The sequence below is a fragment of the Streptomyces sp. NPDC107471 genome (assembly GCF_055582845.1).
Window position 1 is genome coordinate 936,710 of the sequence record NZ_JBVJPC010000001.1, and the last position, 26,919, is coordinate 963,628.

Below are 26,919 nucleotides of genomic sequence, written 5' to 3' on the forward strand. Positions count from 1 at the left end.
GTTCCGCCCGCGACCGCACTGTCAGGACCCCCGGTTACGCTGACCCAATGAGCGAGCGACTCCAGCCCGGGGACGTGGCCCCCGCCTTCACCCTGCCCGACGCCGACGGCTCCGAGGTCTCCCTGTCGGACCACAAGGGCCGCAAGGTCATCGTCTACTTCTACCCGGCCGCCCTGACCCCCGGCTGCACGAAGCAGGCCTGCGACTTCACCGACAACCTGGAGGTGCTGGCCGGCGCGGGCTACGACGTCATCGGCATCTCCCCGGACGCCCCGGAGAAGCTGGCGAAGTTCCGCGAGAAGGAGTCCCTGAAGGTCACCCTCCTCGCCGACCCGGAGAAGACCGTCACCGAGGCCTACGGCGCCTACGGCGAGAAGAAGAACTACGGCAAGACCTACATGGGCGTCATCCGCTCCACGATCGTCGTGGACGAGGAGGGCAAGGTCGAACGGGCCCTGTACAACGTCCGCGCGACGGGCCACGTCGCGAAGATCATCAAGGACCTGGGCATCTGAACCTCCCCCCTCCGAGCGGCCCGCACCGACCTCCCGGCGCGGGCCGCTCCACGTTCCGGGCGTGACTGTCCGACAAACGGTTCGTTACTCCGTACGAGGCCACGAACGTGTGGCCGAGGACGGAGGGGGTCTTCGGTGGGGGCCAGTGCGTACACCCGGGAGCGGCTGGAGGAGGCGGCTCGGGGGGCTCGGACGTTGTCGGAGGCGTGCCGGAGGTTGGGGGTGGATCCTCGGAGTCCGACGCGGCGGTACGTCCTCGCGCGGATGAAGAAGCTCGGGGTCGACGTCTCGCACTTCGAGCGCGAGGGGGTGAAGTGGACGCGGGAGATCCTTGAGCCCGTGGTCGCTCGGTCATCGAGCGTCTACGAGGTCCTGCGGCACCTGGGGCTCGACCCGGTCGGCGGTCACCACACGAACATCTCCGGGCGAATCAAGGCGTACGGCCTCGACACCTCGCACTTCACGCCGGTGCGCCGTACGGAGCGGCAGCGGTGCAACCAGCGCCGCCGGACGGCTGAGGAGATCCTCGTCGAGGAGAGCTCGGCGCATGCGACGCGCGTACCGAGCAGCCGTCTGAAACGGGCGATGCGCGAACTGGGCACGGAGGAGCGCTGCGCCCTGTGTGGGATCGAGTCGGTGTGGCTCGGCGAACCGCTGCCACTGGAGGTCGACCACATCGACGGCAACTGGCGGAACAACCGGATCGAGAACCTGCGGCTCCTGTGTCCCAACTGCCATTCGACGACGGATAGTTACCGAGGGCGCGGCAAACGCAGGGCGTCATGAGCAGCGGCGTGCGGTACACCCGGGAAAGGCTGGCCGAAGCCGCTGAGCGATGTTCCGACATCGACGAGGTCATCACCCTCTTCGGCACCCGGCCCTACGGCTGCCTTCGCCGCTACCTCGTAAGGCGCTTCGCTCACTTCGGTATCGACATCTCGCACTTCCGTCCCTGCGGGAGGCTGCCTCGCCCCTCAGAGCACCAACTGCGAGCAGCGGTTGCCGAATCGAGTTCCCTGGCGGAGGTGCTGCGCCGACTGGATCGCCCGGAAAACGGCAGGCAACGGAGTCAGGTGCGCCAGTGGATCGCCGAGCACGAGATCGCGACCTCGCACTTCCTGGGACAAGCCCACCGACGAGGCAAACCGTCAGCGAACGCCAAGCGCCCGGAGGAGGTACTGGTCCGGCACCTCGGCACACACCGGACAACGACCAAGCGTCTGCGCCGCGCGCTGCTGGAAGTCGGCGTGACCGAGGAGTGCGCCCATTGCGGAACCGGCCCCGAATGGCTGGGTAGGCCCATGACGCTGGAGGTCGACCACATCAACGGCGACTGGAGCGACGACCGGCGGGAGAACCTGCGACTGTTGTGCCCCAACTGTCACGCGATCACCAGTACCTGGTGCAGAGGAGGCAGAAGGCGACGAGCGACTCCCGGTACGATGGCAGCCAGCTAGCGGCGGTGGCGCAACGGCGACGCAGCAGGTTTAGGTCCTGTGGCCCTTGAACGGGCTTGAGGGTTCGAATCCCTTCCGCCGCACACGGACGGCCTGCGCGTCGAAGGACTGACGCGCAGGCCGCAGCCGTATACGCCTCAGCCCAACAGCTCCCGTACCACCGGTACCAGCGCCCGGAACGCCTTCCCCCGGTGGCTGATCGCGTTCTTCTCCTCCGCCGTCATCTCGGCGCACGTGCGGGTCTCGCCCTCGGGCTGGAGGATCGGGTCGTAGCCGAAGCCGTTCGTGCCCGCGGGGGTGTGGCGGAGGATGCCCCGGAATTGGCCCTCGACCACCCTTTCCGTGCCGTCCGGCAGGGCGAGGGCGGCGGCGCAGGCGAAGTGCGCGGCCCGGTGTTCGTCGGCGATGTCGGAGAGCTGGGCCAGGAGCAGGTCCAGGTTGGCCTTGTCGTCTCCGTGGGTGCCGGACCAGCGGGCCGAGAAGATGCCCGGGGCGCCGCCCAGGACGTCCACGCACAGGCCCGAGTCGTCGGCCACGGCGGGCAGGCCGGTGGCCTTGGCCAGGGCGTGGGCCTTCAGCAGGGCGTTCTCGGCGAAGGTGACGCCGGTCTCTTTGACGTCCGGGATCTCGGGGTACGCGTCCGCGCCGACGAGGTCGAAGGGCAGGCCTGCGTCGGCGAGGATCGCGTGGAGCTCGGTGATTTTCCCGGCGTTGCGGGTGGCGAGGATCAGGCGGGTCATGCCCACCAGTATTACGGCGTGCAGACCTTGGTCAGTTCGCCGGCCGCGTCGGTGACGGGGCTCAGGTCCGGTGTCTCGTCGCCGTTCTTGACGGCCGTACGGACGTTGGACACGGCGTCGGCGAGGTGGTCGACCGCCTGGTTGACGTCGGCGTTGTCGGTCTTGTCGCCGATCTCGTCGAGGTTCTGGTCGATGGAGGCGAGGGCCTCGTCGATCTGCGTCGGGTCGTTCGACGCGTTCTCCACGGCCTGCTGGAGGTCGGTGACGCTGTCGGCGACGGCCTCCGCGGTCTGGACGCAGTCCAGGGCCTTGCTGACGGCGTCGCAGCCGGTGGTGAGGCCGGTCGTGAGTACTGCGGCGGCCACCGCGACGGCGATGGTGATACGGCGACTACGGCGGCGTCGGCTCGCGGCCATGGATCTGTTCCCTCCCTGTGGCAGGCCTCGGGAGGCCCCCCGTCGACTGGCCGGGCGCCCGTTGTGCACAGCGGGCGCCCGTACTCCCGAAGACGCCGGGGCGGCCGGTCGGGTTGCGCTCGCCGGCCACCGTTCTTGGCGGTCCCTTTACCTTTCGAGGACCGTATCAAGCGCCTTGCTCTGGAGGGCGGCGAGTTCGGTGCAGCCGAGGACCGCGAGGTCGAGGAGGGAGTTGAGCTCGTCGCGGGCGAAGGGCTCGGCCTCGGCGGTGCCCTGGACCTCGACGAAGCGGCCGTCGCCGGTGCAGACGACGTTCATGTCGGTGTCGGCGCGGACGTCCTCCTCGTAGCAGAGGTCGAGGAGGGGGACGCCTCCGACGATGCCGACGGAGACCGCGGAGACGGTGCCGGTGAGCGGCTTGCGGCCGGCCTTGACGAGCTTCTTGGACTGCGCCCAGGCGACGGCGTCGGCGAGGGCGACGTACGCGCCGGTGATGGCGGCGGTGCGGGTGCCGCCGTCGGCCTGGAGGACGTCGCAGTCGAGGACGATCGTGTTCTCGCCGAGCGCCTTGTAGTCGATCACCGCGCGCAGGGAGCGGCCGATGAGGCGGCTGATCTCGTGCGTGCGGCCACCGATCTTGCCGCGGACGGACTCACGGTCGCCGCGGGTGTTGGTGGCCCGGGGCAGCATGGAGTACTCGGCGGTCACCCAGCCCTCGCCGCTGCCCTTGCGCCAGCGGGGGACGCCTTCGGTCACGGAGGCGGTGCAGAAGACCTTCGTGTCGCCGAAGGAGACGAGGACGGAGCCCTCGGCGTGCTTGCTCCAGCCGCGTTCGATGGTGACCGGGCGGAGTTGTTCGGGGGTGCGGCCGTCGATTCGAGACATGGCGTCGAGCCTATCGGCCTCCCGGGTGAGCGCTTGGCGCGCTCAGCTCACATCATGTCCTCGATCTCGGCGGCGATCGGGTCGGCGTCCGTGCCGATCACGACCTGGATCGCGGTGCCCATCTTGACGACGCCGTGGGCGCCGGCGGCCTTGAGGGCGGCTTCGTCGACGAGGGCGGCGTTGTGGACCTCGGTGCGCAGGCGCGTGATGCAGCCCTCGATCTCGTCAATGTTGTCGATGCCGCCGAGCCCGGCGACGATCTTCTCAGCCTTGGTGGCCATGTCGTTCTCCTCATGCACTGTTGGCCCAACTTCGCGGGCGATTGCGCTGTTCGTACCGAAAGATGACGTCACAGCAACCAATCGTCCGTGACTGGTCTACACCACCCGACAGGCGGTCGCCAACTGATGAGTTCGGAAACCGAGATCTCACCCGCACGCCGGCGGTGGCAGTCGGCGTTCCAGGGGCTCCAGAAGATGGGTCGCAGCCTTCAGCTTCCCATCGCCGTGCTGCCGGCCGCGGGCATCCTGAACCGGCTGGGCCAGCCCGACGTGTTCGGGGACGACGGGCTGGGCTGGACGAACGTGTCCAAGGTGATGGCGGGCGCGGGCGGGGCGCTGCTGGACGGCCAGTTGGGGCTGCCGCTGCTGTTCTGCGTGGGTGTGTCCATCGGGATGGCGAAGAAGGCGGACGGGTCGACGGCGCTGGCGGCGGTGGCCGGGTTCCTCGTCTACTTCACGGTGTTGCGGCAGTTCCCGGAGGACTGTCCGAGCGGGGCGAAGGCCGTGCAGGGCATCGGGTGCCAGGCGACGGTGGACCACACGGTGGTGGCGTTCACCTACCAGAACCCGGGGGTCTTCGGCGGCATCGTGATGGGGCTGCTGACGGCGTTCTTCTGGCAGCGGTACCACCGCACCAAGCTGGTGGACTGGCTCGGCTTCTTCAACGGGCGCCGTCTCGTGCCGATCATCATGGCGTTCGTCGCGATCGTGTTCGCGGCGCTGTGCCTGTGGGTGTGGCCGCCGATCGGTGACGGGCTGGAGAACTTCAGCGACTGGCTGAAGGACGCGGGGGCGTGGGGTGCGGGGCTGTTCGGTGTGGCGAACCGGGCGTTGCTGGTGATCGGGCTGCACCAGTTCCTGAACGTGCCCATCTGGTTCCAGTTCGGCACGTACACCAAGCCGGACGGCACCGAGGTGCACGGTGACATCAACATGTTCCTGGCGGGCGACCCGAACGCGGGGCAGTTCCTCTCGGGGTTCTTCCCGATCATGATGTTCGCGCTGCCGGCGGCGGCGCTGGCGATCACGCACTGTGCGAGGCCGGAGCGGCGCAAGGAGGTCGGCGGTCTGATGCTGTCGGTCGCGCTCACCTCGTTCGTGACGGGGATCACCGAGCCGATCGAGTACTCGTTCCTGTTCATCGCGCCCCTGCTGTACGCGGTGCACGCGGTGCTGACAGGTGTGTCGATGGCGGTCACGTGGGGCCTCGGGGTGCACGACGGCTTCAGCTTCTCGGCCGGTCTCATCGACTACATCATCAACTGGAACCTGGCGACGAGGCCGTGGGCCATCATTCCGATCGGCCTGTGCTTCGCGGCCGTCTACTACGTGATCTTCCGGTTCGCGATCACGCGGTTCGACCTCAAGACCCCGGGCCGGGAGCCGGAGGACGAGGTCGAGGACGTCACCAAGGTGTAGTCCTCCGGTTGCGGAATTGACGGGTTCCTTATAACGCCCCCATCGTGTACAACAGGTCTACACCACTGAGTGGTGTAGACCACCACCCGATGGAGGAAAGCGTTATGAGCACCGCCACCGAGACGGCGGCCCCCGCAAAGAAGCGGGGATCCGGTCTTATCCAGGGCCTTCAGAAGGTCGGCCGCAGCCTCCAGCTCCCGATCGCCGTGTTGCCGGCGGCGGGGCTGCTGCTCAGGTTCGGCCAGCCCGACGTGTTCGGCAAGGACGGCTTCGGCTGGGACAAGGTCGCGTCCGTGTTCGCCACCGCAGGTGGCGCGATCTTCGACAACCTGCCGATGCTGTTCTGCATCGGTGTCGCCATCGGCTTCGCCAAGAAGGCCGACGGCTCGACCGCACTGGCGGCCCTGGTCGGCTTCCTGGTGTACAGCAACGTCCTCAAGGCCTTCCCGGTCACCGAGGCGAAGGTCCAGGCCGGTGCGGACATAGCCGCGACCTACAACAACCCCGGCGTCCTCGGCGGCATCCTGATGGGGCTGCTGTCGGCCGTGCTGTGGCAGCGCTTCCACCGCACCAAGCTGGTGGACTGGCTCGGCTTCTTCAACGGCCGCCGTCTGGTGCCGATCATCATGGCCTTCGTCGGCACCCTGATGGGCGTCTTCTTCGGTCTCGTCTGGGAGCCGATCGGTGAGGTCATCTCCGACTTCGGTGAGTGGATGACCGGTCTCGGCGCCGTCGGTGCGGGGCTGTTCGGCCTGATCAACCGCGCGCTGATCCCCATCGGCATGCACCAGTTCGTGAACACGGTCTCCTGGTTCCAGCTCGGTGACTTCAAGGACGCCACGGGCGCGGTCGTGCACGGCGACCTGAACCGCTTCTTCGCCGGTGACCCGACCGCCGGCCAGTTCATGTCGGGCTTCTTCCCGATCATGATGTTCGGTCTGCCGGCCGCCGCGATCGCGATCGCCCACTCCGCCCGCCCCGAGCGCCGCAAGGCCGTGATGGGCATGATGGTCTCGCTCGCGCTGACCTCCTTCGTGACGGGCGTGACCGAGCCGATCGAGTTCTCGTTCATGTTCATCGCGCCGGTGCTCTACGCGATCCACGCGGTCCTGACCGCCCTCTCCATGGCGGTGACCTGGGCGCTGGGCGTCCACGCGGGCTTCACCTTCTCCGCGGGCGTCATCGACTACGGGCTGAACTGGAACCTGGCCACCAAGCCCTGGCTGATCATCCCGATCGGCCTGGTCTTCGGCGCGATCTACTACGCCGTCTTCCGCTTCGCCATCGTCAAGTTCAACCTCCCCACCCCGGGCCGTGAGCCCGAGGAGGAGGTCGAGGACCTCACGAAGGCGTGAGGCTCGGTCGACACTGACGAAGGCCCCCGGAGACCTGAACCTCTCCGGGGGCCTTCGTCATGTCGTAGGGGCTAGATCTCGTACGACTGCCTCGGCGTCGCCAGGGACACCGGGCCGTCGAAGACCGCGCTGGCGTCGGCGAGGTTGACCTGGGGGTCGGTCCACGGGGGGATGTGGGTGAGGACCAGGCGGCGGGCGCCTGCCCGGGTCGCGGTCTCACCCGCCTCGCGGCCGTTGAGGTGCAGGTCGGGGATGTTCTCCTTGCCGTGCGTGAAGGCGGCCTCGCACAGGAACAGGTCGGTGTCGCGGGCGAGTTCGGTCAGGGCGGGGCTCAGACCCGTGTCGCCGGAGTAGGTCAGCGACCTGCCGCCGTGCTCGATCCGGATGCCGTACGCCTCGACCGGGTGCGCCACGCGTTCGGTGTGCACGGTGAACGGGCCGAGGTCGAAGGTGGACGGCTTGACCGTGTGGAAGTCGAAGACCTCGCTCATGGAGGAGGCGGTGGGGGTGTCGGCGTAGGCCGTGGTCAGACGGTGTTCGGTGCCCTCGGGGCCGTAGACCGGGATGGGGTCGCAGCGGCCGCCGTCGTGGCGGTAGTAGCGCGCGACGAAGTACGCGCACATGTCGATGCAGTGGTCGGCGTGCAGGTGGCTGAGGAAGATCGCGTCGAGGTCGTAGAGACCGCAGTGGCGCTGCAGCTCGCCAAGGGCACCGTTGCCCATGTCGAGAAGCAGCCGGAAGCCGTCGGCCTCGACGAGGTAGCTCGAGCAGGCCGATTCCGCGGACGGGAACGACCCCGAGCAGCCGACGACGGTGAGCTTCATAAAGCAGAAACCTCCGCGGGCGGGACTTTTCTGGGAAAGAGAACGGGGGTCGTGCGGTCCGTCGAGCGTAAGGCGCAAAACCCCCGGTCGCTCCTCCGCCAAGGGCTGTTGTGGGCGAACTCACCTGTGCTGTCACCGGTTCGGCTGGACCAGGGGCGTGTGGGGAGTGAGAGAGGGATCACGGGTTCAGCAGAGGGCGCGCGGGGCAGATCGCGCGCCGGTAACGTCGTCCTCATGGACACGTCCTGGTGGCTCGCGCTCGCGGCCGTGGTGCTGCTGGCGCTCGTCGCCACGCTCGTGGACGGGTGGGGTCGGGGGCACCGGCCCCGCGGGCGCTCGGACCGTACGACTGGGCCGTCCGGGCGTACGACGGCGGTGCGGCCGCGGCCCGCCGAGATCTGGTGGGCGCAGGTGCCGTACGAGGACGGGCCGGGGGCCAAGGACCGGCCGTGTCTGGTGCTGGCGGTGCACGGTCGGCGGGTCACCGTCGCGAAGATCACCAGCAAGTACCACGACGAGCGGGCCGGGGTGATCCCGTTGCCGCCGGGCTCGGTGGGCGACGCCCAGGGCCGGGCGAGCTTCCTGGAGACGGACGAGCTGCGGGACGTGCCGGTGGGTGACTTCCGGCGCAAGGCGGGGGTGGTGGACCCGGTCCTGTGGGACCAGGTCCGTCACCTGGCGACCTAGGGCCTGTCTTTCGGATCAGTTCGGCGTCGCGGGGTCGACCGGGCCAGGACGAGCCGTTCCTCCAAGCCGACCTGATCCGGAAGACAGGCCCTGGCGCGTCACGCCCAGAGCTGTCCGTGCAGGGTCTCGATGGCCTCTTCGGTCGTGGCGGCGGTGTAGACGCCGGTCGAGAGGTACTTCCAGCCGCCGTCGGCCACGACGAACACGATGTCGGCGGACTCCCCCGCCTTCAGCGCCTTGTTGCCGACGCCGATGGCCGCGTGCAGGGCCGCGCCGGTGGAGACGCCCGCGAAGATGCCCTCCTGCTGGAGGAGCTCACGGGTGCGGGTGACCGCCTCGGCGGAGCCGACGGAGAAGCGGGTGGTGAGCACCGACGCGTCGTACAGCTCGGGTACGAAGCCCTCGTCCAGGTTCCTGAGCCCGTAGACGAGGTCGTCGTAGCGCGGTTCGGCGGCGACGATCCTCACGTCCGGCTTGTGCTCGCGCAGGTAGCGGCCGACGCCCATCAGGGTGCCGGTGGTGCCGAGGCCCGCGACGAAGTGGGTGACGGAGGGGAGGTCGGTGAGGATCTCCGGGCCGGTGGTCGCGTAGTGGGCGCCGGCGTTGTCGGGGTTGCCGTACTGGTAGAGCATCACCCAGTCGGGGTGCTCGGCGGACAGCTCCTTGGCGACCCGTACGGCGGTGTTGGAGCCGCCCGCGGCCGGCGAGGAGATGATCTCGGCGCCCCACATGGCGAGCAGGTCCCGGCGCTCCTGCGAGGTGTTCTCCGGCATCACGCACACGATCCGGTAGCCCTTGAGCTTCGCCGCCATCGCCAGCGAGATGCCGGTGTTGCCGGAGGTGGGTTCGAGGATCGTGCAGCCCGGGGTCAGCCGGCCGTCCTTCTCCGCCTGCTCGATCATGTGCAGGGCGGGGCGGTCCTTGACGGAGCCGGTGGGGTTGCGGTCCTCCAGCTTGGCCCAGATGCGGACGTCGGCGGACGGCGAGAGCCGCGGCAGGCACACCAGAGGGGTGTTGCCCACCGCGGCCAGCGGGGAGTCGTAACGCATCGACGATCAGGCCATGCCGCCGGCCACGGCCGGCAGGATCGTGACGTTGTCGCCGTCGGTGAGCTTGGTGTTGATGCCGTCGAGGAAGCGGACGTCCTCGTCGTTCAGGTAGACGTTGACGAAGCGGCGCAGCTCACCGCCGTCCACGATGCGGGCCTGGACGCCCGCATGCCGGGTCTCCAGGTCGGCGAAGAGCTCGGCGAGGGTGTTCCCGTTGCCCTCCACCGCCTTCTGGCCGTCGGTGTAGGTGCGGAGGATGGTCGGGATGCGGACCTCGATGGCCATGGCTCAGGGCTCCTGTCGGATGGTGTCTGGTCGGTGGCGCGCGGCAGCGCTGGAACAGCAGGTCGTGCGTGTGTGAGGCGCCGCGGCTCCACGGCCGTACGGCGGCAGGGGCAGCGTCAACAGATGGCGCTGGCGAGCCTGCACAGGTCGACGTGCAGCCGCGCCACGAGCAGGGTGCCCGGCGTCTTCTCGCTCACGTCGTAAGAAACCATGGGGTCATCGTATCGATTCCCGGTCCCGGATCCGGAGTGTGATCCCACCATCCGGACGGAATCCGACCGCTGGCTGAGATACGGCAGCTCAGGCGCGCGGGCCCGAGCCTCCCGGCTCGCCCTGATCACCCGGGACCCGCGAACCTAGTACGCCGCGACGATCTTCACGTCCTCCTCGGTGACCTCGCCGTCGACGATCCGGTAGGAGCGGAACTGGAAGTCGCCGAGGCCGTCGGTGTCCGCGGTGGAGACGAGGACGTAGTGGGCGCCGGGCTCGTTGGCGTAGGAGATGTCGGTGCGGGACGGGTAGGCCTCGGTCGCGGTGTGGGAGTGGTAGACGACCACCGGCTCCTCGTCGCGGTCGTCCATCTCGCGGTACAGCTTGAGCAGGTCGCCGGAGTCGAACTCGTAGAAGGTCGGGGACATCGCCGCGTTGAGCATGGGGATGAAGCGCTCCGGGCGGTCCGATCCGGCCGGGCCCGCGACGACTCCGCACGCCTCGTCGGGGTGGTCCTTGCGCGCGTGCGCGACGATCTGGTCCACGAGGGCCTGGGTGATGGTCAGCATGCCGAAAGGATAAGCAGAGGGCCGCCCCGTACCGAGGAGCGGTACGAAGCGGCCCACATGCCGGACTGTCTAGCCCGCGACCTTCTCGAACTCCGGCTTCCGCCGGTCCGTGATCTCGGGGTTGCGGGTCTTCAGGACGAGCCAGCCGATCCCGAGCGCCACGGCCCATCCGGCCATCACGTACAGACAGACCCGGGAGTCGGAGTCGTAGGCGATCAGGCAGGTCACGAAGAGCAGGAACACGATCGCGATCCAGCTTCCGACCGAGCCGCCCGGTGCCGGGAAGGAGGAGGCGGGCAGCCGGCCGGCCACGACCTCGCGGCGGTAGCGCACGTGGCTGATGAGGATCATCAGCCACGTCCAGATGCCGGCGGCGGTCGCCACCGAGACGACGTACCCGAAGGCTTTCTCCGGGACGACGTAGTTCAGCACCACGCCGATGCCCATGAAGAGCACGGAGACCGTGATGGCCAGCGCCGGTGTGCGGGTGACGGAGAGCTTGTTGAAGGCCTGCGGGGCCTCACCGCTGTCGGCGAGCGTGCGCAGCATGCGGCCCGTGGAGTACATGCCGGAGTTGCAGGAGGACAGGGCCGCGGTGAGGACGACGAAGTTCACGATGCCGGCGCCGGCCGGGATGCCGATCACGGCGAAGGCCTTCACGAAGGGGCTGACGCCGGCCGCGAACTCGGTCCACTTGACCACGCACAGGATGATGGTGAGGGCGCCGACGTAGAAGAGACCGATGCGCCAGGGCAGGGTGTTGATCGCCTTGGGGAGGGTCTTCTCGGGGTTCTCGGACTCACCGGCGGTGACGCCGACCAGTTCGACGGCGAGGTAGGCGAACATGACGCCCTGAAGGGTCATCAGGGACGAGCCGACGCCCTTGGGGAAGAAGCCGTCGAAGGCCCAGAGGTTGGAGACCGCGGCGGTGTCGCCGGCCGCGCTGAAGCCGAAGGTCAGCACGCCGAGGCCGATCACGATCATGCCGATCAGGGCGGTGACCTTGATCATCGAGAACCAGAACTCGATCTCGCCGAAGAGCTTCACCGAGATCAGGTTCGCCACGAACAGGACGACCAGGAAGACCAGGGCCGTCACCCACTGCGGGACGGCGGGGAACCAGTAGTTCACGTAGATCGCGGCGGCGGTGAGTTCCGCCATGCCGGTGACGACCCACAGCAGCCAGTACGTCCAGCCGGTGAAGTAGCCGAAGAACGGGCCGAGGAACTCGCGGGAGTACTCCGCGAAGGAGCCCGAGACCGGGCGGTAGAGCAGCAGTTCGCCGAGGGCCCGCATGATGAAGAAGATGATCACGCCGGCGAGGGCGTACATCAGGATGAGGCTCGGACCCGCCTTGGCGATGTTCGCCCCGGCGTTGAGGAAGAGGCCGACGCCGATGGCGCCGCCGATCGCGATCATCTGGACCTGACGGCTGCCGAGTCCGCGCTCGTACCCCTCTTCGGAGGTCTTCTCCGAGCCGGAGCCCGTGCCTTTGTCGACCTGAGCGGAGGTCATGTCTGTCGTGCGCCTTTCTCCATACCCGACCCCGGCCTTCGTCGGCCGCGGATCGGATCTCGATCCCCCCGGATTGATGGAGTCGTGCCTGGCCGGCGGTTGCCGGCTCGGTGGCGCACCCGGACGAACATGCGGGTGGTGTTCGCCGGGCGGTCGTGAAGATTTATCACGACCGCCATAGTGATCACCGCAGCGAGATGTGGCACGCGCCACAGGGAGAAGCGGACAAAGAGCACCCATGACGGTCATAGGCGGCCATCACGGTGACGTGATCGTTATCCGGATTTGAGCGTCCTCTGAGCGAACACAGAACCGTCACATCTCAGGGCATAAGGGTGTTCACGAGGGTCTCCTGGAGACCACCCAGCCACAGGTACGCCATCACCATCGGCTTGCGGGGGTCCTCGTCGGGGAGCCGGTAGAGGAGGTCGGTGTCCTCCTCGTCGGTGATGTCGAGGCGGGAGCCGATCGCGAGCCGCAGGTCGTTGAGGGCGCCGAGCCACCGCCGGGACTCGTCGGTCGACAGCTTCAGGACCGCCCCGCCGTCGCCCGCGGAGCGCAGCGCGTCGAGGGAGCGGACCACCGTGAGGGCGTTCTCACGCTTGCCGGCCCGCAGGTCGTTCTCGGTGTAGCGGCGGAACTCCGAGGAGTACGCCCGCTGTTCCTCGGCCTCCTGCGCCTGCGGGGTGCCCTCGGGGTCGCTGTAGGCGTCCGGGAAGAGCCGCTTGAGCACCGGGTCGGAGGGCGGTTCGCTCGGCCCTTCCGCGAAGAGCTCGGCGAGCGGGTCGTCGGGGGCGTCCTCGGCGGGTCCGGGACCGATGAGTTCCAGGAGCTGGACGGCCAGCGACCGGATGATGGAGATCTCGACGTCGTCGAGGGCGACGGCCGCGCCGCCGCCGGGGAGCGGTTCGAAGGTTCCTGGCATCAGGGATTGTCGCTACTTCCGGTCCTGCGGGCGGGGTCGGGTCATTTCCGGTCCTGCTGGAGGGTGGCCCACAGACCGTAGCCGTGCATGGCCTGCACGTCGCGCTCCATCTCCTCGCGGCTGCCGCTGGAGACGACCGCCCGGCCCTTGTGGTGGACGTCGAGCATCAGCTTGGTGGCCTTGTCCTTCGAATAGCCGAAGTACGACTGGAAGACGTAGGTCACGTAGCTCATGAGGTTGACCGGGTCGTTGTGGACGATCGTGACCCAGGGGACGTCCGGCTCGGGGACGGCGAAGACCTCTTCCGCCGACTCGGTGCGTTCGATCTCTACGGGAGCGGGTGACGTCACACGGCCCATGCTGCCACGCACCCCATAAATCGTCACACTGACGCGAAGTGGGGTAGCATCCGTTGTTATGAACACAGCGGACCTTGGGCTGCCGGTGGACGTTCCCTCGACGGCGCTCTTCACGGACCAGTACGAGCTGACCATGCTGCAGGCCGCTCTCAAGGCGGGTACCGCCGAACGGCGCAGCGTGTTCGAGGTCTTCACCCGGCGGCTGCCGGACGGGCGCCGCTACGGCGTCGTCGCGGGCACCGGACGGGTCCTGGACGCGGTGGAGAACTTCCGCTTCGACGGGGACGTCCTGAACTTCCTGCGCGAGCGCTCCATCGTCGACGAGGAGACCCTGGACTGGCTCGCCTCCTACCGGTTCGGCGGCGACATCTGGGGCTACCCGGAGGGCGAGGTGTACTTCCCGGGCTCGCCGATCATGCGGGTGGAGGGCTCCTTCGCCGAGTGCGTGCTGCTGGAGACCGTGATCCTGTCGATCCTCAACCACGACTCCGCGATCGCCGCGGCCGCCTCCCGGATGTCCTCGGCCGCCGGCGACCGGCCGCTGATCGAGATGGGCGCCCGCCGCACCCACGAGCTGTCCGCGGTGGCCGCCGCCCGCGCCGCCTACGTCGGCGGCTTCACCACCACCTCCGACCTCGCGGCCGGCTTCCGCTACGGCATCCCCACGGTGGGCACGTCCGCGCACGCCTTCACCCTGCTGCACGACCAGGAGCGGGACGCCTTCCAGGCCCAGGTGGACTCGCTGGGCCGGGGCACCACCCTGCTGGTGGACACCTACGACGTCACCGAGGCCGTCCGTACGGCCGTCGAGGTGGCCGGGCCCGAGCTGGGGGCCGTGCGCATCGACTCCGGCGACCTGCTGCTGGTCGCCCACCGGGTGCGCCAGCAGCTCGACGAGCTGGGCGCGAAGGGGACGCGGATCATCGTCACCTCCGACCTGGACGAGTACGCCATCGCCTCGCTGGCCGCGGCCCCGGTGGACGCGTACGGCGTCGGCACCCAGCTCGTGACCGGGTCCGGGCACCCGACCGCCTCGATGGTCTACAAGCTGGTCGCGCGGGCCGAGTCGGACGACCCGAAGGCGCCGCTGACCCCGGTCGCGAAGAAGTCGTCCGGCGGCAAGACCTCGGTCGGCGGCCGCAAGTGGGCGGCCCGGCGACTGGACGCGGACGGGATCGCGGAGGCCGAGGTGGTGGGCACCGGGCCGGTGCCCGCGGAGCTCACGGACCGGCAGCTCCTGGTGGAGCTGGTCAAGGGCGGCGAGGTCGTCGCACGCGAGCCGCTGGACGTCGTACGGGACCGGCACGCGGCCGCCCGGGCGAACCTGCCGCTGTCGGCGACCCAGCTCTCGCGCGGGGAGCCGGTCATTCCGACGGAGTACGTCAACGGGCGCACGGGTAACTAGCCGCTGTCGTACCGAACGCGCCCGCCCCCGCCCCCTCCCGCCCGCTCGCCGAAGTCTCTAGGCTCGTAAGTTCACTCTTAGTCGAAGGACACCCACCATGCGCCGCGCCTTGATCGTCGTCGACGTGCAGAACGACTTCTGCGAGGGAGGCAGCCTCGCGGTGGCCGGGGGCGCCGACGTGGCCGCCGCCGTCACCGAGCTGATCGGGCAGGCGGCGGGCTCCGGCTACCAGCACGTGGTGGCCACCCGCGACCACCACATCGCGCCCGGCGGCCACTTCGCCGACAACCCCGACTTCGTGCACTCCTGGCCCGCGCACTGCGTCGCCGGGACCGAGGGGGTGGGGTTCCACCCGAACTTCGCGCCGGCCGTTGCCTCCGGGGCGATCGACGCGGTCTTCGACAAGGGGGCGTACGCGGCGGCGTACAGCGGGTTCGAGGGCGCCGACGAGAACGGCGTGGCGCTGGCCGACTGGCTGCGGGCGCGGGAGGTGACCGAGGTGGACGTGGTCGGGATCGCCACGGACCACTGCGTACGGGCCACCGCGCTGGACGCGGCCCGGGAGGGCTTTCGCACGCAGGTCCTCCTCGACCTCACCGCCGGGGTCGCCGAGGCGACGACCGAGCGGGCGATCGAGGAGCTGCGCGAGGCGGGCGTGGAGCTGTCCGGGAAGCCCGTCGTCTAGGGCGGCGCTCAGGCCGGTGCTGCGGGCCTCCTCAGCAGTGACCTGATGGGATGCCACAGCTCCTGGACCAGCTCGGGCCCGCCCGCGACAGCGTTGTCAGGGGCGGTACGCCATATCAGCCCGTCCGGGTGGTGCAGTACGGCCGTGATCTCGTCCGGGGTCGGGGGCGCGCCGTTGCCGCGCAGGTACACCGCCCGCAGACCCAGGTTGCGCAGCCTGGTCAGGGCGCGCGCCCGGTTCTGGGCGTGGACGAGCACCCGCACGCTGCCGTAGCCGTCGGCGGGCGGGCGGGGCAGGTTCAGCGCCACCACCACCCTGCCGTTCGGCAGCTTGCAGAAACCTCCTGCGGCCATGCGGTCACACCCCCGTGTGCGTCGGTGTCAATAAGGGAGCCACAGGACGCACCTAAACACGATCGGCGGCAACCCGCCAGGGGTTGCCGCCGATACGCTTTTGACCTGCGGTTTTACCTCTTCTTGGCCGAAGGTCCGACCTGGAGCGTGATCGTCGAGCCGTCCAGGGGCTCCTTGACGATCTTGATCCGGGTGTCGGTGTCAGTGATGTTGACACCGGCGAGCGGGTTCGACGCGTCGTAGTAGCTCGACGTGCCGTCGTCGAAGACCGGGACGCCCGGCTTGGACTTGATCTTGGTCGGGACGTCGGCGTTGTGCAGCGTGACCGAGTCCGTCGGGTACCAACTGAAGGTGGAGTCGTAGGCCTGGATGCGGTTGCGCATCAGCGTGCCGTCGGACCACTTCAGGGCGGTCGGGTGCGAGTCGACCGGGAGGATCAGGCCCTCACCCGGGTGCTGGCTGGTGTTGTCGTCGGCCTGGGAGGTGTCCCACTTCCAGATCAACAGGCCGTTCTGGTAGGCGTAGTGCTCCACCCAGTCCGGACGGGTCTTCGAGAAGCCGTAGTTGTACGGACCGACCTTCAACACCTTGTCGTACGACACGTATTGGCGGTTCTCGGCGATGTAGTACTGCGCGTAGTCGTCCGTGATCGAGGCGCCGATGCGCGAGAAGCCGGTCGCGGTCCAGGCGGCGTCCGCCGTCTCGGCGTTGTCGGAGAACAGGGTCGCGCCGTCGGCGGTCACCGTGATCTCGTCTGCCGCGAAGCCCTTCAGGGCGACCCCGCCGTCCGTCTGGTAGCGGAAGCGGAGCTGGACCTTCTGGCCCGCGTAGGCGTTCAGGGGGAACGTCAGCTTCTGGTAGGCCTCGACCGAGCCGGTGAGGGCGGGCTTGCCGCTGCCGTCACGCGGGATGGCGGTGCCGTCGGCCAGGGTGCCGTCGATCGGCGTCCAGTTGGCGCCGCCGTCGGTGGAGACCTCGACGTAGGCGTAGTCGTAGTCCTGCTCGGTGTCCCACCAGGCGTCGAGGGTCAGCGCCGCCGCCGACTTGCCGGTCAGGTCGACCGGGCGGGTCAGGGTGTTGCGCAGGTCGTTGCCGCTGCCGCTCCACCACTGCGTCGCGCCCTGCGCCGGGGCGACCACCTCGGTGCTGACCGTCTTCTGCGGCAACTGCACCACGAGCGCCTGCGGGTTCTTGGTGTTGTACTCCGCGACGCCCAGCTTGTGGGCGGAGCGCTTGCCAGCCGTGGCCACGTCGTAGTCGAGCCAGCCCAGTTGCAGCTTGTCCCAGGCGTTCATGTCGCCGGGCAGGTCACCGATGGAGTCCTTGCCGGTGCCGAGCCAGGAACCGGAGGACATCAGCGTCCAGAAGCCGGTGGAGTTCTCGCCGCCGCCGGAGGTGTCGTACTCGTCGGGCAGGCCGAGGTCGTGGCCGTACTCGTGCGCGAAGACGCCGAGGCCGCCGTTCTCCGGCTGGATGGTGTAGTCGCCGACCCAGACGCCGGTGTCGCCGATCTGGGTGCCGCCGAGCCTGTTGCCCGAGGGGCCGGTGGAGCCGGCGTCGGTGCCGAAGGCGTACCAGCGGTGCGCCCAGATGGCGTCCTCGCCCTGGGCGCCGCCGCCCGCGGACTCGTCCTCGCCGGCGTGCACGATCTGGAAGTGGTCGATGTAGCCGTCGGGCTCGTTGAAGTCGCCGTCGCCGTCGAAGTCGTAGCGGTCCCACTGGTCGAACTCGGCCAGTTCCGCGGCGATCTCGGCGGCGGTGTCCCCGGCGGCCTCGCGCTCGGCGACCCAGGCGTTGACGCCGTCCTGGACCGCGTACCAGGCGCAGTTGTCGGGGTCGCACTTGTTGGAGCCGTAACGGGCCTCGTTGTAGGGGACCTTGACCCAGTCGGTGACCTCGCCGTCGACCGAGTAGCGGCCCGAGGACTGCTTCTCGTAGTACTTCTTCAGGGACTCGGTCTTCTTGCCGGTCCCGAAGTACAGGTCCTGGAAGTGCGCCTGGTTGTAGTCCGCCTGCCAGGCCGTGCTGTTGTTCTGGCTGCGGTCGGGCTGGGCGATCCGGTTGTGCAGCGGGCCGGCCGTGCCGCCGTAGCGGGGGTCGACCTTGTCACCGAACTCGACCAGGATGGTGAAGATCTTGTCGGTCTTCTCGCGGCCGAGTTCGACGTACTTGCTGTCGCCCTTGCGGCTCTTGAGCTCGACCACCTTGGAGCCGTCGCGGTTGCGCACGGCGGCGTCGCCGGATATGACCTGGTCGAGCGCCTCCTTGCGCTGCGCCTCCTGGGTCTTGGTCAGCGGGCCGTCGAAGTCGTGCTCCTTGGCCTTCGCGGGCTGCGGGTCCTGCCGGTCGACCGCGGAGGTCCCGGCGGAGTTGTCCGCGGCCTGTGCCACGGCGAACGTGGAGAACGTGGCCGAGGCCGCGGCCAATGCCACGACTGTCGCCGCCGTCCTGAACGTCCAGGATCTGTCAGTCACTTGTACCTCTCCCCTATCAGGCAAGTGACCGGTATTTGACTAAAGGTTGAGGAGAAAAGACAGACCTTGACTTGGACCCGACAAGTGCATTATTGGGAGCCGGTGTTCGCATTGCGGACATGTGACGAACTCGCGACAGGCGCGTGCGAACGTCCACTTGGTGGACGTCATGACTCCGTGCGCCCCCTGTGCACCGGCACTGTTGGTTAGGTCACGCTTACTGTTCGTTCCACTCGGGCACACAGGCGATTAGAGTCGATTGGCGGAACGCCCGGACGTCGGCGGAATGCCAGGCCGACGCCCCCCGTGGACCCCAAAATCCGAGGACCGATTGCCATGCCTCGTCCGACCGCCGCACAGATCGCCTACGGTTCGATCACCGTCATCTTCTCGACGCTCGCCATGCTGCTGCTGTCACAGACGAGTTCGGTTGTCGGGACCGCGGTCATCGCGGTCTCGGCGCTCGCCCTCGGTCTGCTGGTCGCCATGACGGTCCCCCAGCCCAAGTCCCGCGTGGTGGCCATGAGCAGGCCCGCCGACCGCCCGACGGAAGAGCAGCCCGTCCCGGCGGTGGCCTCCCGCTCGAAGACGGCTGCCTGACACCTGCGTCGGCCGAGGCAGGTGCGCAACCCGTACCTGCCTTCACCGATCAGCCCCGACCACCGCAACACCCTGGCCGTACGGGACACCGGGCACGTCCGAACGCCTCCCACTCCGCACGGCCCTGCGCGCCTTCGCCGGCCGGCAGCACGGCACTTGAGCCGGCCCGGGACGCCGGAGCGCCCTCCAAGCCAGGCAGGCCACTAACCGCGTTGGCCCCCTCCGACGGCCGTCACGATCCGCCGAGCGCACTACCGCGACACGGCCATCACCCCGCCGGACACTCGGGGCCGCGCCCCGGCTCCCCTCACCTGCACCCCAGGCAGGTCGCGCCGGGGCACCTCCCGGGGGCGGCCGGGACCCTGGTTGCCCTCGCCCCCACTTGCCGACAACTCCGCGCCCCGAACCCCCGCCTGCACTCGGGCCGGGTGCCCCGAGTCGTCGAAGCCGGCTGGAGCCCAGGTCGCGTTGCCTCAGCCCCCATCTGCCGACAACTCCACGCCCCAAACCCCGCCTTCACCCGGACCGGGGGTCCCGAGGCGCCCCCCGAGCCCGAGGCCCGGGTCGCGTTTCGCTCGCCCCCACTTGGCGACGGCTCCGCGTATGCGGCGCCGGAGCAACCGTGCCCGGACCGGGCCCGGCAGGCCGCTCTCCGTTCACCGAGACGCACCGGAGGACGGCCACGGGTGCCCGCGCAACTACCCGTGGGCTACCGCCACCCGGCCGCCCTCAGTCCGTGCTGACCACCACCGTCTTCGCTGCCTTGTCGTGCAGGCCCTGTTTGTAGGGCTTGTCGAAGTAGCTCCAGCCGCCTGAGATGGCGGTCCAGATGCAGGCGCAGCAGAAGGCGAACGGGATCCACAGGACCGCCGAGCGGATCAGCGTGGTCTGGACGGAGGGCGTGGAGCCGTTGTCGAGGTTGGCCACCCGCATGCCGAGCCACTTCTTGCCGAGCGTCTGCCCGGTCCGGGTGATCAGGACGGTGTCGTAGGCGATGTAGAGCACCGCGGCGAGGAGGGACTGGGCGAGCGACTTGCCGTACTGGACGTTGTCGCCGTTCACGTCGTACTCGCTCACCCCGAAGCCCCAGGTGAGCAGCCAGACGACGATGCCCACCATGATCATGTCGATGATGCGGGCCAGCGTGCGCCTGCCGCTGGACGCGAGGGCCGGCATGCCGGCCAGCGGATCGGTGGGGTAGGAGCCGCCGCCGTACGGGTCGCCGCCGGGCGCGCCCCCGTACGGCGGGGGCGGTGTGCTGTACGGCGATCCCGAGCCCTCGGCAGGCGGGGGCTGCTTCCTGAACGGGTCGTCATCCGGCGGCTGCTGGCCGGAGCCGGGGGGCGGTTCACTGCTCATGGCCCGAGTCGACCGCGAACCCCCCGACTCCGCATCCGGCGAGCGGCCGTCCGGAGTACCGAATCACCTACGCCGTTCGGACGACCCGCTCAGCCCGCCACGAACGTATGCGCTGCCTTGTCGTGCCAGCACTGGCGCCACGGCCGGTCGAACAGGCACCAGAGGACGCCCACGAGGCCGATGCCGAGCAGGCCCGGGACGCTGTACACCAGCCAGCGGCGCAGGGCCCCGCCGAACGACGGCGGCTCGTGCGCCTCGATGTCCCGCACCTCCAGGCCCAGCAGCTTCTTGCCCAGGGTGCGGCCCCACTTGGCGGTGGGCAGCGCCTCGTACAGGACGCCCGCGACGAGGAGCACCGCGACCACGATGCCGAGGTACACCGACGTGGTGCCGTCCAGCAGCCAGACCGTCACGGTCTCGCCGGAGAGCTTGGCCGCGTCGATCTTCTCGTCGACGTGGTCGGCCGCCTTGGTGCCGAGGGGGACGGCGGCCACGGCGGTCACCGCGCCGACGACGAGGGTGTCGAGCAGACGGGCGGCGAGGCGCTTGCCGAGCCCCGCGGGCCTGGCCGCGGCCTGGCGGCGGGCGGCCGCCTGGAAGATGTCCTCGACCGGCGGCTTCCAGGGGGCGGGCTGCTCCTCGTCGGACCCCGCGAGCCGGTGCACCTGCTGCGCCCAGGACGGCTGCCCGCCCCCGGGACCCGCGCTCATGGGGGTGGCGGCGATCTGGGCCCCGGCCGGCGGGGCACCGGCTCCCTGCTGCGGCACGCCCGGAGGGGCCGTCTGCGGGCCGGGGACGGGGCCGGGCTGCTGGGGGCCGGAGGGAGCGGCGGCAGCGGCGGAGGCGGGTCCCTGGGGGCCGGCACCGGAGACCGCGGCCCGCTCGGCGGCGGCCTTGCCGGCACCGAAGCCGGGGCCCTGCGGACCGGCCGGGGCCGCGGCACCCGCGCCGGGGCCGCCGGGCATGCTTCCGCTCTGCGCCCCGGGACCCGCGCCCTGCTGCGCCGTGCGCGGGGAGAGCGCGCGGAACTTCATGGTGCCGTCGTCCGACTGCCCGCCCGTCCCCGCTCCCCCGGACCCGGCCGTGGGCCGGCGGAAGACGCGTGTGCCGCCGTCCTCGTCGGGCTCGGCGGGCGGGATCGTCGCCGTGCCGTCCGTATGGACCGCGTGCCCCTCCGGCCGGCCCGGGGCGGAGCCGTCGGCGGGCCGCCCGGGACCGGGGACCCTGGGGTCGGCGCCCTGCGGGGGCCGAGGCGTTCCGTGCCGAGCTCCCTGCGGCCCCTGCTGAGCTCCCTGCTGCGGGATCCCCTGGGGTGCCTCCTGCTGAGCCTGTGCTGTCTGCTGCGGGGACCCCCACGACACCCGGCGGTCCTGGTCCCCGCCGAAGCCCGCCTGGTGGGACCGGTCGGCGGCCCACGCGGACGCGGGTTCGGGACGGCTGCCGTGCTGGGTGTCGGGGTGCGGCGGTTCCCCGGCCGGGTCCTCGTCGAAGAAGTGCGGGCCCGTCTCCTCCACCGCGGACGGGGCCGAGCCGGAGCCCGGGCCGGCCGGCGGCGCGAGCGGTTCGCCGTCCGCCGGGGCGGGACGGCTGGTGCCCGGCACCCAGGAGGCACCGTTCCAGTAACGGACATATCCAGGAATGGACGGGTCCGGGTAGTAGCCCTCGCGGGGCCTGTCGTCACCGGGTGCCGGGGTTGGGGCGCTCATGTCCGTCGTCCCGTATCTGCTCGGGGGTCAATAGAGGGGGCTCCACATCTATCAGACCGGCGCAACACCCACCGCCAGTCCCACCGGACCCACCCCTTTTGAGCACGACCGTGATACCGGCCGTGACATCGCCCGTCGCGCACGAGCGGGACGACCGCCGGTGGGGACGAACGACCGCCGGAAAAAAGTTCGCCGAACCCGCGTAATGATCCCGCCCCCTCCCCCTCTCCCCTCGTACGGGCCCACCGCGGGCCGCGGACGAGAGCCGAGAGAGGAACGAACGACATGCATCACACGGTGGTGGAGCGCGAACTGGAGCTCAAACTCATCCTGTCGCCCGAGCGCAGCATCCCGGTCCCGGCCAGGCTGAGCTACCGCAGCGACGACCCCTTCGCCGTCCACGTCACCTTCCACATCGGCTCGGACCACCCCGTCCACTGGACCTTCGCCCGCGAACTCCTCGTGGAGGGCGTGTTCCGGCCGTGCGGGCACGGGGACGTGCGGGTGTGGCCGACGAAGGTCGCGGGGCACGGTGTCGTGCTGATGGCGCTGAGCTCCCCCGACGGCGACGCCCTCCTGGAGGCCCCGGCCGCGCAGGTCTCGGCCTGGCTGGAGCGCACGCTGAGGGCGGTCCCGCCGGGCTCCGAGGCGGAGCAGCTCGGCATCGACGACGGTCTCGCCGAGCTGCTGGCCCCCACTCCGGCCGACGACCTGTGGCTGTGCGACCCGTGGCCGAGCGACGAGTCGGCCGACGGGGAGTGAGCCCTGCGGCGAGGTCTCAGAACAGCTTGCCCGGGTTGAGGATCCCCAGCGGGTCGAAGACCCCCTTCACCGCCCGCTGCATCTCCATCCCGACGGGACCGATCTCGCGGGCCAGCCACTCCTTCTTCAGTACGCCCACCCCGTGCTCCCCGGTGATGGTGCCGCCGAGCTCCAGGCCGAGCGCCATGATCTCGTCGAAGGACTCGCGGGCCCGCCGGGACTCGTCGGGGTCGGCGGCGTCGAAGCAGACCGTGGGGTGGGTGTTGCCGTCACCCGCGTGGGCGACGACACCGATGGTGAGCCCGTGCTTCTCGGCGATCCGCTCGGTCCCCTCCAGCAGTTCGCCGAGCCGGGAGCGGGGCACGCACACGTCGTCGATCATGGTGGTGCCCTTGACGGCCTCCAGCGCGGGGAGGGAGAGCCTGCGGGCCTGGAGCAGCAGTTCCGACTCGGCCGCGTCCTCCGCCGGGACGACCTGGGTGGCGCCGGCCGCCTCGCACAGCGCGCCGAGGGCGGTGAGGGCGGCCGCCGGGTCGGTGGTGTCGAAGGCCGCGAGGAGCAGGGCCTCGGTGGTCTCCGGGAGTCCCATGTGCGCCAGTGCGTTGACGGCCTTGACGGTCGTACGGTCCATCAGTTCGAGGAGGGACGGCACATGGCCGCCCTCCATGATCCGGCAGACGGCGTCGCAGGCGGCGGCCCCGGAGGAGAACTCGGCGACCAGCACGAGCTGCTCGGGCGGCTTCGGCCGCAGGCCCAGGACGGCCCGGACGACGATGCCGAGCGAGCCCTCGGAGCCGACGAACAGCCGGGTCAGGTCGTAGCCGGCGACCCCCTTGGCGGTACGGCGGCCGGTGGACATCAGCCGCCCGTCGGCGAGGACGACGTCCAGTCCGAGGACGTACTCCGCGGTCACCCCGTACTTCACGCAGCACAGTCCGCCGGACGCGGTGCCGATGTTGCCGCCGATCGTGCACATCTCCCAACTGGAGGGATCCGGCGGGTAGTAGAGGCCGAGTTCGTCGACCGCGCGGGACAGGGTCGCGTTGACGACGCCGGGTTCCACGACGGCGACGCGGTCGACCGGGTTGATCTCCAGGATCCGGTCCATCCTGGTCAGGGACAGCACGATGCAGCCGTCGGAGGCGTTGGCCGCGCCGGACAGGCCCGTGCGGGCGCCCTGGGGGACGACCGGGACGCGCAGTTCGGTGGCGACGCGCATGACGTGCTGGACCTGTTCGACCGTGCGGGGCAGGACGACCACGGCGGGGGTGCCGGCCGGGCAGAAGCTCGCCATGTCGTTGGCGTAGGAGACCGTGACGTCCGGGTCGGTGAGCACGGCTTCGGTGGGCAGACCGGTGAGCAGTCGGTCCACCAGGTTGCCGGTGACCTCGTCGCGGGGGGCTTCGATACGGCTCATGATCACAGCGTCGCACCGGGGGCCATCGGTGTGAACCCCGCCAGCGCCAACCGCAGCAAGCCGGGGGGTGGTCGTCGTACTGCCGCACAGTGAGCGCCATGGAGAACCAAGCCACGGAGAACCGGCCGGAGGGGCGGCGGACGCGGGTGCGCGGCCGTCCGGTGGCCGCCGCGGTCGCGGGCTGCGCGGTGCTCGGCACGGTGCTGATGCTGCTGCCCGCGGAGCGGACGGTGACCCGCGCTCCCGCGCCCGCCCCGGGGGCCCAGGCGCTGACGGCGGTCGCCGCCGGGGTGCCCGCCTCGCTGCCCGACCTGGCGGCGCTGATCGGTGAGCGGGAGAGCCATCTGCGCCGGCACCCCGGGGACGCCGAGTCGTGGGCGGTGCTCGGGACGGCGTATGTCGAGCAGGGGCGGCGGACGGCCGACACGACGTTCTACGCGAAGGCGGAGGACAGCCTGCGCAGGTCACTGAAGGTGCGCGGCGGCGCCCAGGCCCTCGGTGGTCTGGCCGCCCTGGCGAACGCGCGCCGGGACTTCCGGACCGCGCGGACCTGGGGCGAGGCCGCGCGGCAACTGGAGCCGGGGCGGTGGACGACGTACCCGGCGCTCATCGACGCGTACACCGGGCTCGGCGACCACAAGGCGGCCGGCGCGGCGTTGGAGAGGCTGACAAAGCTGCGGTCGGGGCCGGCGGTGCGGGCCCGGGCGGCGGCCGTGTACCGGGACCGGGGCTGGCGCGAGGACGCGGCGGCCCAGCTCGCCGACGCGGCGGCGGGGGCGCGCGCGCCGGCCGAGCGGGCCGCTTACCTGGAGCAGGCCGGGCAGCTCGCCTTTGAGCGCGGGGACCGCGAGGACGCGCTGCGGCACTTCCAGGCGGCGGTCCGGATCGACCCCGACCAGCGGGCCGCGCAGGCCGGTCAGGGGCGGGCCCTCGCGGCACTGGGCCGCACGACGGAGGCCCTGAACGCCTACCGGACGGCCCTCGCGAAGCAGCCGCTGCCGCAGTACGCCCTGGAGCTGGGCGAGTTGTACGAGTCGCTCGGGCTGGGGCAGGCCGCCCGGGTGCAGTACGACCTGCTGCGGACGACGGTCGAGCGCGCCGCCGCGGGCGGGGTGGACGGGGAGCTGGTGCTCGGGCAGTTCGAGGCGGACCACGGCGACCCGGAGTCCGCGGTGCGGCGGCTGCGGGCCGAGTGGCGGCGGCAGCCGGGGATCGCGGTGGCCGACGCGCTGGGGTGGGCGCTGCACCGGGCGGGCCTCGGCCAGGAGGGCCTGCGGTACGCCCGGATCGCGACGGACAAGGTGCACGGGGGCGGGGTCCGCAGCGCGCTGTACGCCTACCACCTGGGCATGATCGAGAGCGGGTTGGGCCGGTCCGCCTCCGCGCGCCGGCATCTGGGGGAGGCGCTGCGGATCAACCCCTGGTTCTCGCCCTCGCGGGTGCGGGCGGCGCGTCAGGCGCTGGCGGTGCTGGGGGACGTGCCGGACGAGGACCTGCCGGTGATGGACGCGAAGGCGGTCACAGCGCGGCCGTCCCGATGAGGGCGTTCCTCGTCACCAGCGCCGCCAGTTCCTCCTCGCCGAGCCCCGCCGTGCCCTCGGGCCTGCGGGGCAGCACCATGTAGCGGGTCTCCGCGCTGGAGTCCCACACCGTGATCTCGGTGGCGGCGGGCAGTTCCAGGCCGAACTCCCGCAGCACCGACCGGGGTTCGCGGACCGCGCGGGAGCGGTAGGCCTCGGACTTGTACCAGCTCGGGGACGGGCCCAGCAGGCGCAGCGGGTAGCAGGAGCAGAGGGTGCAGACGACGACGTTGTGCAGGGACGCGGTGTTCTCCACGACCCGCAGGCGCTGGTACGAGCCGTCCATGTACCCGAGTTCCTGGACGGCGGCCGTGCCGTCCGCGAGCAGCCGGGCCCGGTAGGCGTCGTCGGTCCAGGCGCGGGCCACGACCCGGGCCCCGTTCGCCGGCGAGGACTCCGCGAGGAACGCGTCGATCGCCTCGTCCAGCCGCTCCCCGGTGATCAGCCCCTTCTCCTCCAGGAGGGTCTCCAGACGGCGTACCCGGCGCGCGATCACCGCGTCGGTGTGGTGGTCACCGCTCATCGTCGCGGTCCTCCTCCAGGTAGCTCTCCCACAGGTCCAGTACGACGTGGTGGTCGCCCTCGCCCCACAGGTCCCGGGCCGCGAAGCGGACCGCGTAGATCTGCTCGACGGGTGCGTCCCCGCGTCCCCGCGCGCTGACGTCGGCCAGTTCGTCCGGGCCCTCCGGCTCGACGACCACGCCCCGCTGGCCGCGCGCGTAGCGGGGCAGGCGGGTGTGGTGCGGCGGGTCGTGCCGGTAGGTGCGGACCCGGGTGCCGGGCGGGAAGCGGTCGGGGGGCGTGTCAGTCATCGAGCTCACCGGCCTCCAGCACGCCCTTGCGCTCCAGCAGTGCGCAGATGGCGGTGAACCAGCGCTCGTAGTACGAGGCCGCCAGGTACTCCGCCGGTGGCATCGACTCGATCGCGTCGCGGAACTCGTTGGTGTTGAAGATCCCTTGGGCGCGCAGGGTGTTGAAGAGGCCGACGACCCGTGCCTCCCAGTCCGCGTGGAAGGGCTCGGTGTCGTCGGTGGTGTCGATCGCGCCGAACCCCTGCGTGCCGCCCACGTCGTTGATCCTGGCCATG

Annotated in this window: 31 protein-coding genes and 1 tRNA gene; 12 read left to right on the forward strand and 20 right to left on the reverse strand. The window is 70.4% G+C overall.

Annotated features, from left to right (window positions below):
• The first annotated feature begins 47 nt into the window (after positions 1-47).
• The 4 genes from bcp to ACZ66S_RS04185 all read left to right on the forward strand — a co-directional run bounded on the left by bcp (position 48) and on the right by ACZ66S_RS04185 (position 2,055).
• Positions 48-515, forward strand: coding sequence for a thioredoxin-dependent thiol peroxidase (bcp, locus tag ACZ66S_RS04170; RefSeq protein ID WP_037710615.1), 468 nt, complete (start codon positions 48-50; stop codon positions 513-515).
• A 135-nt stretch (positions 516-650) separates the two neighbouring features.
• Positions 651-1,301 (forward strand): HNH endonuclease, encoded by a 651-nt coding sequence (locus ACZ66S_RS04175; RefSeq protein ID WP_469899508.1) that lies wholly within the window; start codon positions 651-653, stop codon positions 1,299-1,301.
• Positions 1,298-1,972, forward strand: a complete 675-nt coding sequence (locus ACZ66S_RS04180) for an HNH endonuclease (RefSeq protein WP_469899509.1) — start codon at positions 1,298-1,300, stop codon at positions 1,970-1,972. The genes ACZ66S_RS04175 and ACZ66S_RS04180 overlap by 4 nt, the downstream gene beginning before the upstream one ends.
• Positions 1,972-2,055 (forward strand) — tRNA-Leu (locus ACZ66S_RS04185). Before ACZ66S_RS04180 ends, ACZ66S_RS04185 begins: the two co-directional genes overlap by 1 nt.
• A 54-nt stretch (positions 2,056-2,109) precedes the next feature.
• Here ACZ66S_RS04185 and rdgB read toward each other — a convergent pair.
• From rdgB to ACZ66S_RS04205, 4 genes are all read right to left on the reverse strand, one after another.
• Positions 2,110-2,712, reverse strand: a complete 603-nt coding sequence (gene rdgB, locus ACZ66S_RS04190; RefSeq protein WP_469899510.1) for an RdgB/HAM1 family non-canonical purine NTP pyrophosphatase — start codon at positions 2,710-2,712, stop codon at positions 2,110-2,112.
• An 11-nt stretch (positions 2,713-2,723) separates the two neighbouring features.
• Positions 2,724-3,128 (reverse strand): hypothetical protein, encoded by a 405-nt coding sequence (locus ACZ66S_RS04195; RefSeq protein ID WP_469899511.1) that lies wholly within the window; start codon positions 3,126-3,128, stop codon positions 2,724-2,726.
• Positions 3,129-3,275: 147 nt separating this feature from the next.
• Positions 3,276-4,013, reverse strand: a complete 738-nt coding sequence (gene rph / locus ACZ66S_RS04200; RefSeq protein ID WP_469899513.1) for a ribonuclease PH — start codon at positions 4,011-4,013, stop codon at positions 3,276-3,278.
• Positions 4,014-4,060: 47 nt separating this feature from the next.
• Positions 4,061-4,294, reverse strand: coding sequence for a PTS sugar transporter subunit IIB (locus ACZ66S_RS04205; protein ID WP_469899514.1), 234 nt, complete (start codon positions 4,292-4,294; stop codon positions 4,061-4,063).
• Between the two features lie 126 nt (positions 4,295-4,420).
• On the opposite strand from ACZ66S_RS04205, the gene ACZ66S_RS04210 reads away from it, so the two are divergent.
• Both ACZ66S_RS04210 and ACZ66S_RS04215 read left to right on the forward strand, forming a co-directional pair.
• Entirely contained in the window at positions 4,421-5,713 is a 1,293-nt protein-coding gene (locus ACZ66S_RS04210) for a PTS transporter subunit EIIC (RefSeq protein WP_469899516.1), read from the forward strand.
• Positions 5,714-5,817: 104 nt separating this feature from the next.
• Positions 5,818-7,068: a PTS transporter subunit EIIC gene (locus ACZ66S_RS04215; protein WP_469899517.1), complete on the forward strand. Its 1,251-nt coding sequence runs from the start codon at positions 5,818-5,820 to the stop codon at positions 7,066-7,068.
• 71 nt (positions 7,069-7,139) lie between these two features.
• On the opposite strand, the gene ACZ66S_RS04220 is transcribed toward ACZ66S_RS04215, so the two are convergent.
• Positions 7,140-7,892 (reverse strand): MBL fold metallo-hydrolase, encoded by a 753-nt coding sequence (locus tag ACZ66S_RS04220; protein WP_469899518.1) that lies wholly within the window; start codon positions 7,890-7,892, stop codon positions 7,140-7,142.
• A gap of 234 nt (positions 7,893-8,126) precedes the next feature.
• On the opposite strand from ACZ66S_RS04220, the gene ACZ66S_RS04225 reads away from it, so the two are divergent.
• Entirely contained in the window at positions 8,127-8,579 is a 453-nt protein-coding gene (locus tag ACZ66S_RS04225; RefSeq protein WP_469899519.1) for a type II toxin-antitoxin system PemK/MazF family toxin, read from the forward strand.
• A 98-nt stretch (positions 8,580-8,677) separates the two neighbouring features.
• Here ACZ66S_RS04225 and ACZ66S_RS04230 read toward each other — a convergent pair whose 3' ends face one another.
• The 7 genes from ACZ66S_RS04230 to clpS all read right to left on the reverse strand — a co-directional run bounded on the left by ACZ66S_RS04230 (position 8,678) and on the right by clpS (position 13,491).
• The gene (locus tag ACZ66S_RS04230; RefSeq protein WP_469899520.1) at positions 8,678-9,628 is read right to left on the reverse strand and encodes a PLP-dependent cysteine synthase family protein; all 951 of its coding nucleotides are present in this window, start codon (positions 9,626-9,628) and stop codon (positions 8,678-8,680) included.
• A 6-nt stretch (positions 9,629-9,634) separates the two neighbouring features.
• Complete coding sequence (locus tag ACZ66S_RS04235) at positions 9,635-9,913, reverse strand: MoaD/ThiS family protein (RefSeq protein WP_007382355.1); 279 nt, start codon at positions 9,911-9,913, stop codon at positions 9,635-9,637.
• A gap of 116 nt (positions 9,914-10,029) precedes the next feature.
• Positions 10,030-10,125, reverse strand: coding sequence for a putative leader peptide (locus ACZ66S_RS04240; RefSeq protein ID WP_020121180.1), 96 nt, complete (start codon positions 10,123-10,125; stop codon positions 10,030-10,032).
• A gap of 144 nt (positions 10,126-10,269) precedes the next feature.
• Positions 10,270-10,692: a M67 family metallopeptidase gene (locus tag ACZ66S_RS04245; RefSeq protein WP_390110313.1), complete on the reverse strand. Its 423-nt coding sequence runs from the start codon at positions 10,690-10,692 to the stop codon at positions 10,270-10,272.
• Positions 10,693-10,761: 69 nt separating this feature from the next.
• The gene (locus tag ACZ66S_RS04250; protein ID WP_469899521.1) at positions 10,762-12,207 is read right to left on the reverse strand and encodes an amino acid permease; all 1,446 of its coding nucleotides are present in this window, start codon (positions 12,205-12,207) and stop codon (positions 10,762-10,764) included.
• Positions 12,208-12,529: 322 nt separating this feature from the next.
• On the reverse strand, positions 12,530-13,132 hold the full coding sequence (locus ACZ66S_RS04255; RefSeq protein WP_469899523.1) for a DUF2017 domain-containing protein: 603 nt from the start codon (positions 13,130-13,132) through the stop codon (positions 12,530-12,532).
• Positions 13,133-13,173: 41 nt separating this feature from the next.
• The gene (clpS, locus tag ACZ66S_RS04260; protein WP_037710635.1) at positions 13,174-13,491 is read right to left on the reverse strand and encodes an ATP-dependent Clp protease adapter ClpS; all 318 of its coding nucleotides are present in this window, start codon (positions 13,489-13,491) and stop codon (positions 13,174-13,176) included.
• Between the two features lie 58 nt (positions 13,492-13,549).
• On the opposite strand from clpS, the gene ACZ66S_RS04265 reads away from it, so the two are divergent.
• Together ACZ66S_RS04265 and ACZ66S_RS04270 are read left to right on the forward strand one after the other, a co-directional pair.
• Positions 13,550-14,896 carry a nicotinate phosphoribosyltransferase gene (locus tag ACZ66S_RS04265; protein WP_469899524.1) on the forward strand — a complete coding sequence of 449 codons (1,347 nt, stop codon included), beginning with the start codon at positions 13,550-13,552 and terminating at the stop codon, positions 14,894-14,896.
• A 97-nt stretch (positions 14,897-14,993) separates the two neighbouring features.
• Positions 14,994-15,581, forward strand: coding sequence for an isochorismatase family protein (locus tag ACZ66S_RS04270; RefSeq protein ID WP_469899525.1), 588 nt, complete (start codon positions 14,994-14,996; stop codon positions 15,579-15,581).
• Between the two features lie 8 nt (positions 15,582-15,589).
• Here ACZ66S_RS04270 and ACZ66S_RS04275 read toward each other — a convergent pair whose 3' ends face one another.
• Positions 15,590-15,934, reverse strand: a complete 345-nt coding sequence (locus ACZ66S_RS04275) for a hypothetical protein (RefSeq protein WP_469899526.1) — start codon at positions 15,932-15,934, stop codon at positions 15,590-15,592.
• A gap of 113 nt (positions 15,935-16,047) precedes the next feature.
• Positions 16,048-18,408, reverse strand: coding sequence for an immune inhibitor A domain-containing protein (locus tag ACZ66S_RS04280; RefSeq protein WP_469899527.1), 2,361 nt, complete (start codon positions 18,406-18,408; stop codon positions 16,048-16,050).
• A 336-nt stretch (positions 18,409-18,744) separates the two neighbouring features.
• Here ACZ66S_RS04280 and ACZ66S_RS04285 point away from each other — a divergent pair, with 336 nt between their 5' ends.
• Positions 18,745-19,008, forward strand: a complete 264-nt coding sequence (locus ACZ66S_RS04285) for a hypothetical protein (RefSeq protein WP_469899529.1) — start codon at positions 18,745-18,747, stop codon at positions 19,006-19,008.
• Between the two features lie 729 nt (positions 19,009-19,737).
• Here ACZ66S_RS04285 and ACZ66S_RS04290 read toward each other — a convergent pair.
• Positions 19,738-20,367: an RDD family protein gene (locus tag ACZ66S_RS04290; RefSeq protein WP_469899531.1), complete on the reverse strand. Its 630-nt coding sequence runs from the start codon at positions 20,365-20,367 to the stop codon at positions 19,738-19,740.
• Between the two features lie 89 nt (positions 20,368-20,456).
• Entirely contained in the window at positions 20,457-22,073 is a 1,617-nt protein-coding gene (locus tag ACZ66S_RS04295) for an RDD family protein (RefSeq protein WP_469899532.1), read from the reverse strand.
• 285 nt (positions 22,074-22,358) lie between these two features.
• On the opposite strand from ACZ66S_RS04295, the gene ACZ66S_RS04300 reads away from it, so the two are divergent.
• A complete protein-coding gene (locus ACZ66S_RS04300) occupies positions 22,359-22,835 on the forward strand; it encodes an SsgA family sporulation/cell division regulator (RefSeq protein WP_469899533.1) in 477 nt (158 codons plus the stop codon).
• A 16-nt stretch (positions 22,836-22,851) separates the two neighbouring features.
• Here the strand turns inward: ACZ66S_RS04300 and ACZ66S_RS04305 are convergent, their stop codons facing one another.
• Positions 22,852-24,258: an FAD-binding oxidoreductase gene (locus ACZ66S_RS04305; RefSeq protein ID WP_469899534.1), complete on the reverse strand. Its 1,407-nt coding sequence runs from the start codon at positions 24,256-24,258 to the stop codon at positions 22,852-22,854.
• A gap of 92 nt (positions 24,259-24,350) precedes the next feature.
• On the opposite strand from ACZ66S_RS04305, the gene ACZ66S_RS04310 reads away from it, so the two are divergent.
• The gene (locus ACZ66S_RS04310) at positions 24,351-25,793 is read left to right on the forward strand and encodes a tetratricopeptide repeat protein (protein WP_469899535.1); all 1,443 of its coding nucleotides are present in this window, start codon (positions 24,351-24,353) and stop codon (positions 25,791-25,793) included.
• Here ACZ66S_RS04310 and nthA read toward each other — a convergent pair.
• From nthA to ACZ66S_RS04325, 3 genes are read right to left on the reverse strand one after another with little or no spacing between them, the layout of a single operon-like run.
• Positions 25,771-26,355, reverse strand: coding sequence for a nitrile hydratase subunit alpha (gene nthA, locus ACZ66S_RS04315; protein WP_469899536.1), 585 nt, complete (start codon positions 26,353-26,355; stop codon positions 25,771-25,773). The two genes, ACZ66S_RS04310 and nthA, sit on opposite strands and share 23 nt — an antisense overlap.
• Positions 26,345-26,644 (reverse strand): SH3-like domain-containing protein, encoded by a 300-nt coding sequence (locus ACZ66S_RS04320; RefSeq protein ID WP_469899537.1) that lies wholly within the window; start codon positions 26,642-26,644, stop codon positions 26,345-26,347. The genes nthA and ACZ66S_RS04320 overlap by 11 nt, the downstream gene beginning before the upstream one ends.
• Complete coding sequence (locus tag ACZ66S_RS04325; protein WP_469899538.1) at positions 26,637-26,918, reverse strand: hypothetical protein; 282 nt, start codon at positions 26,916-26,918, stop codon at positions 26,637-26,639. Before ACZ66S_RS04325 ends, ACZ66S_RS04320 begins: the two co-directional genes overlap by 8 nt.
• Between the last annotated feature and the right edge of the window lies 1 nt (position 26,919).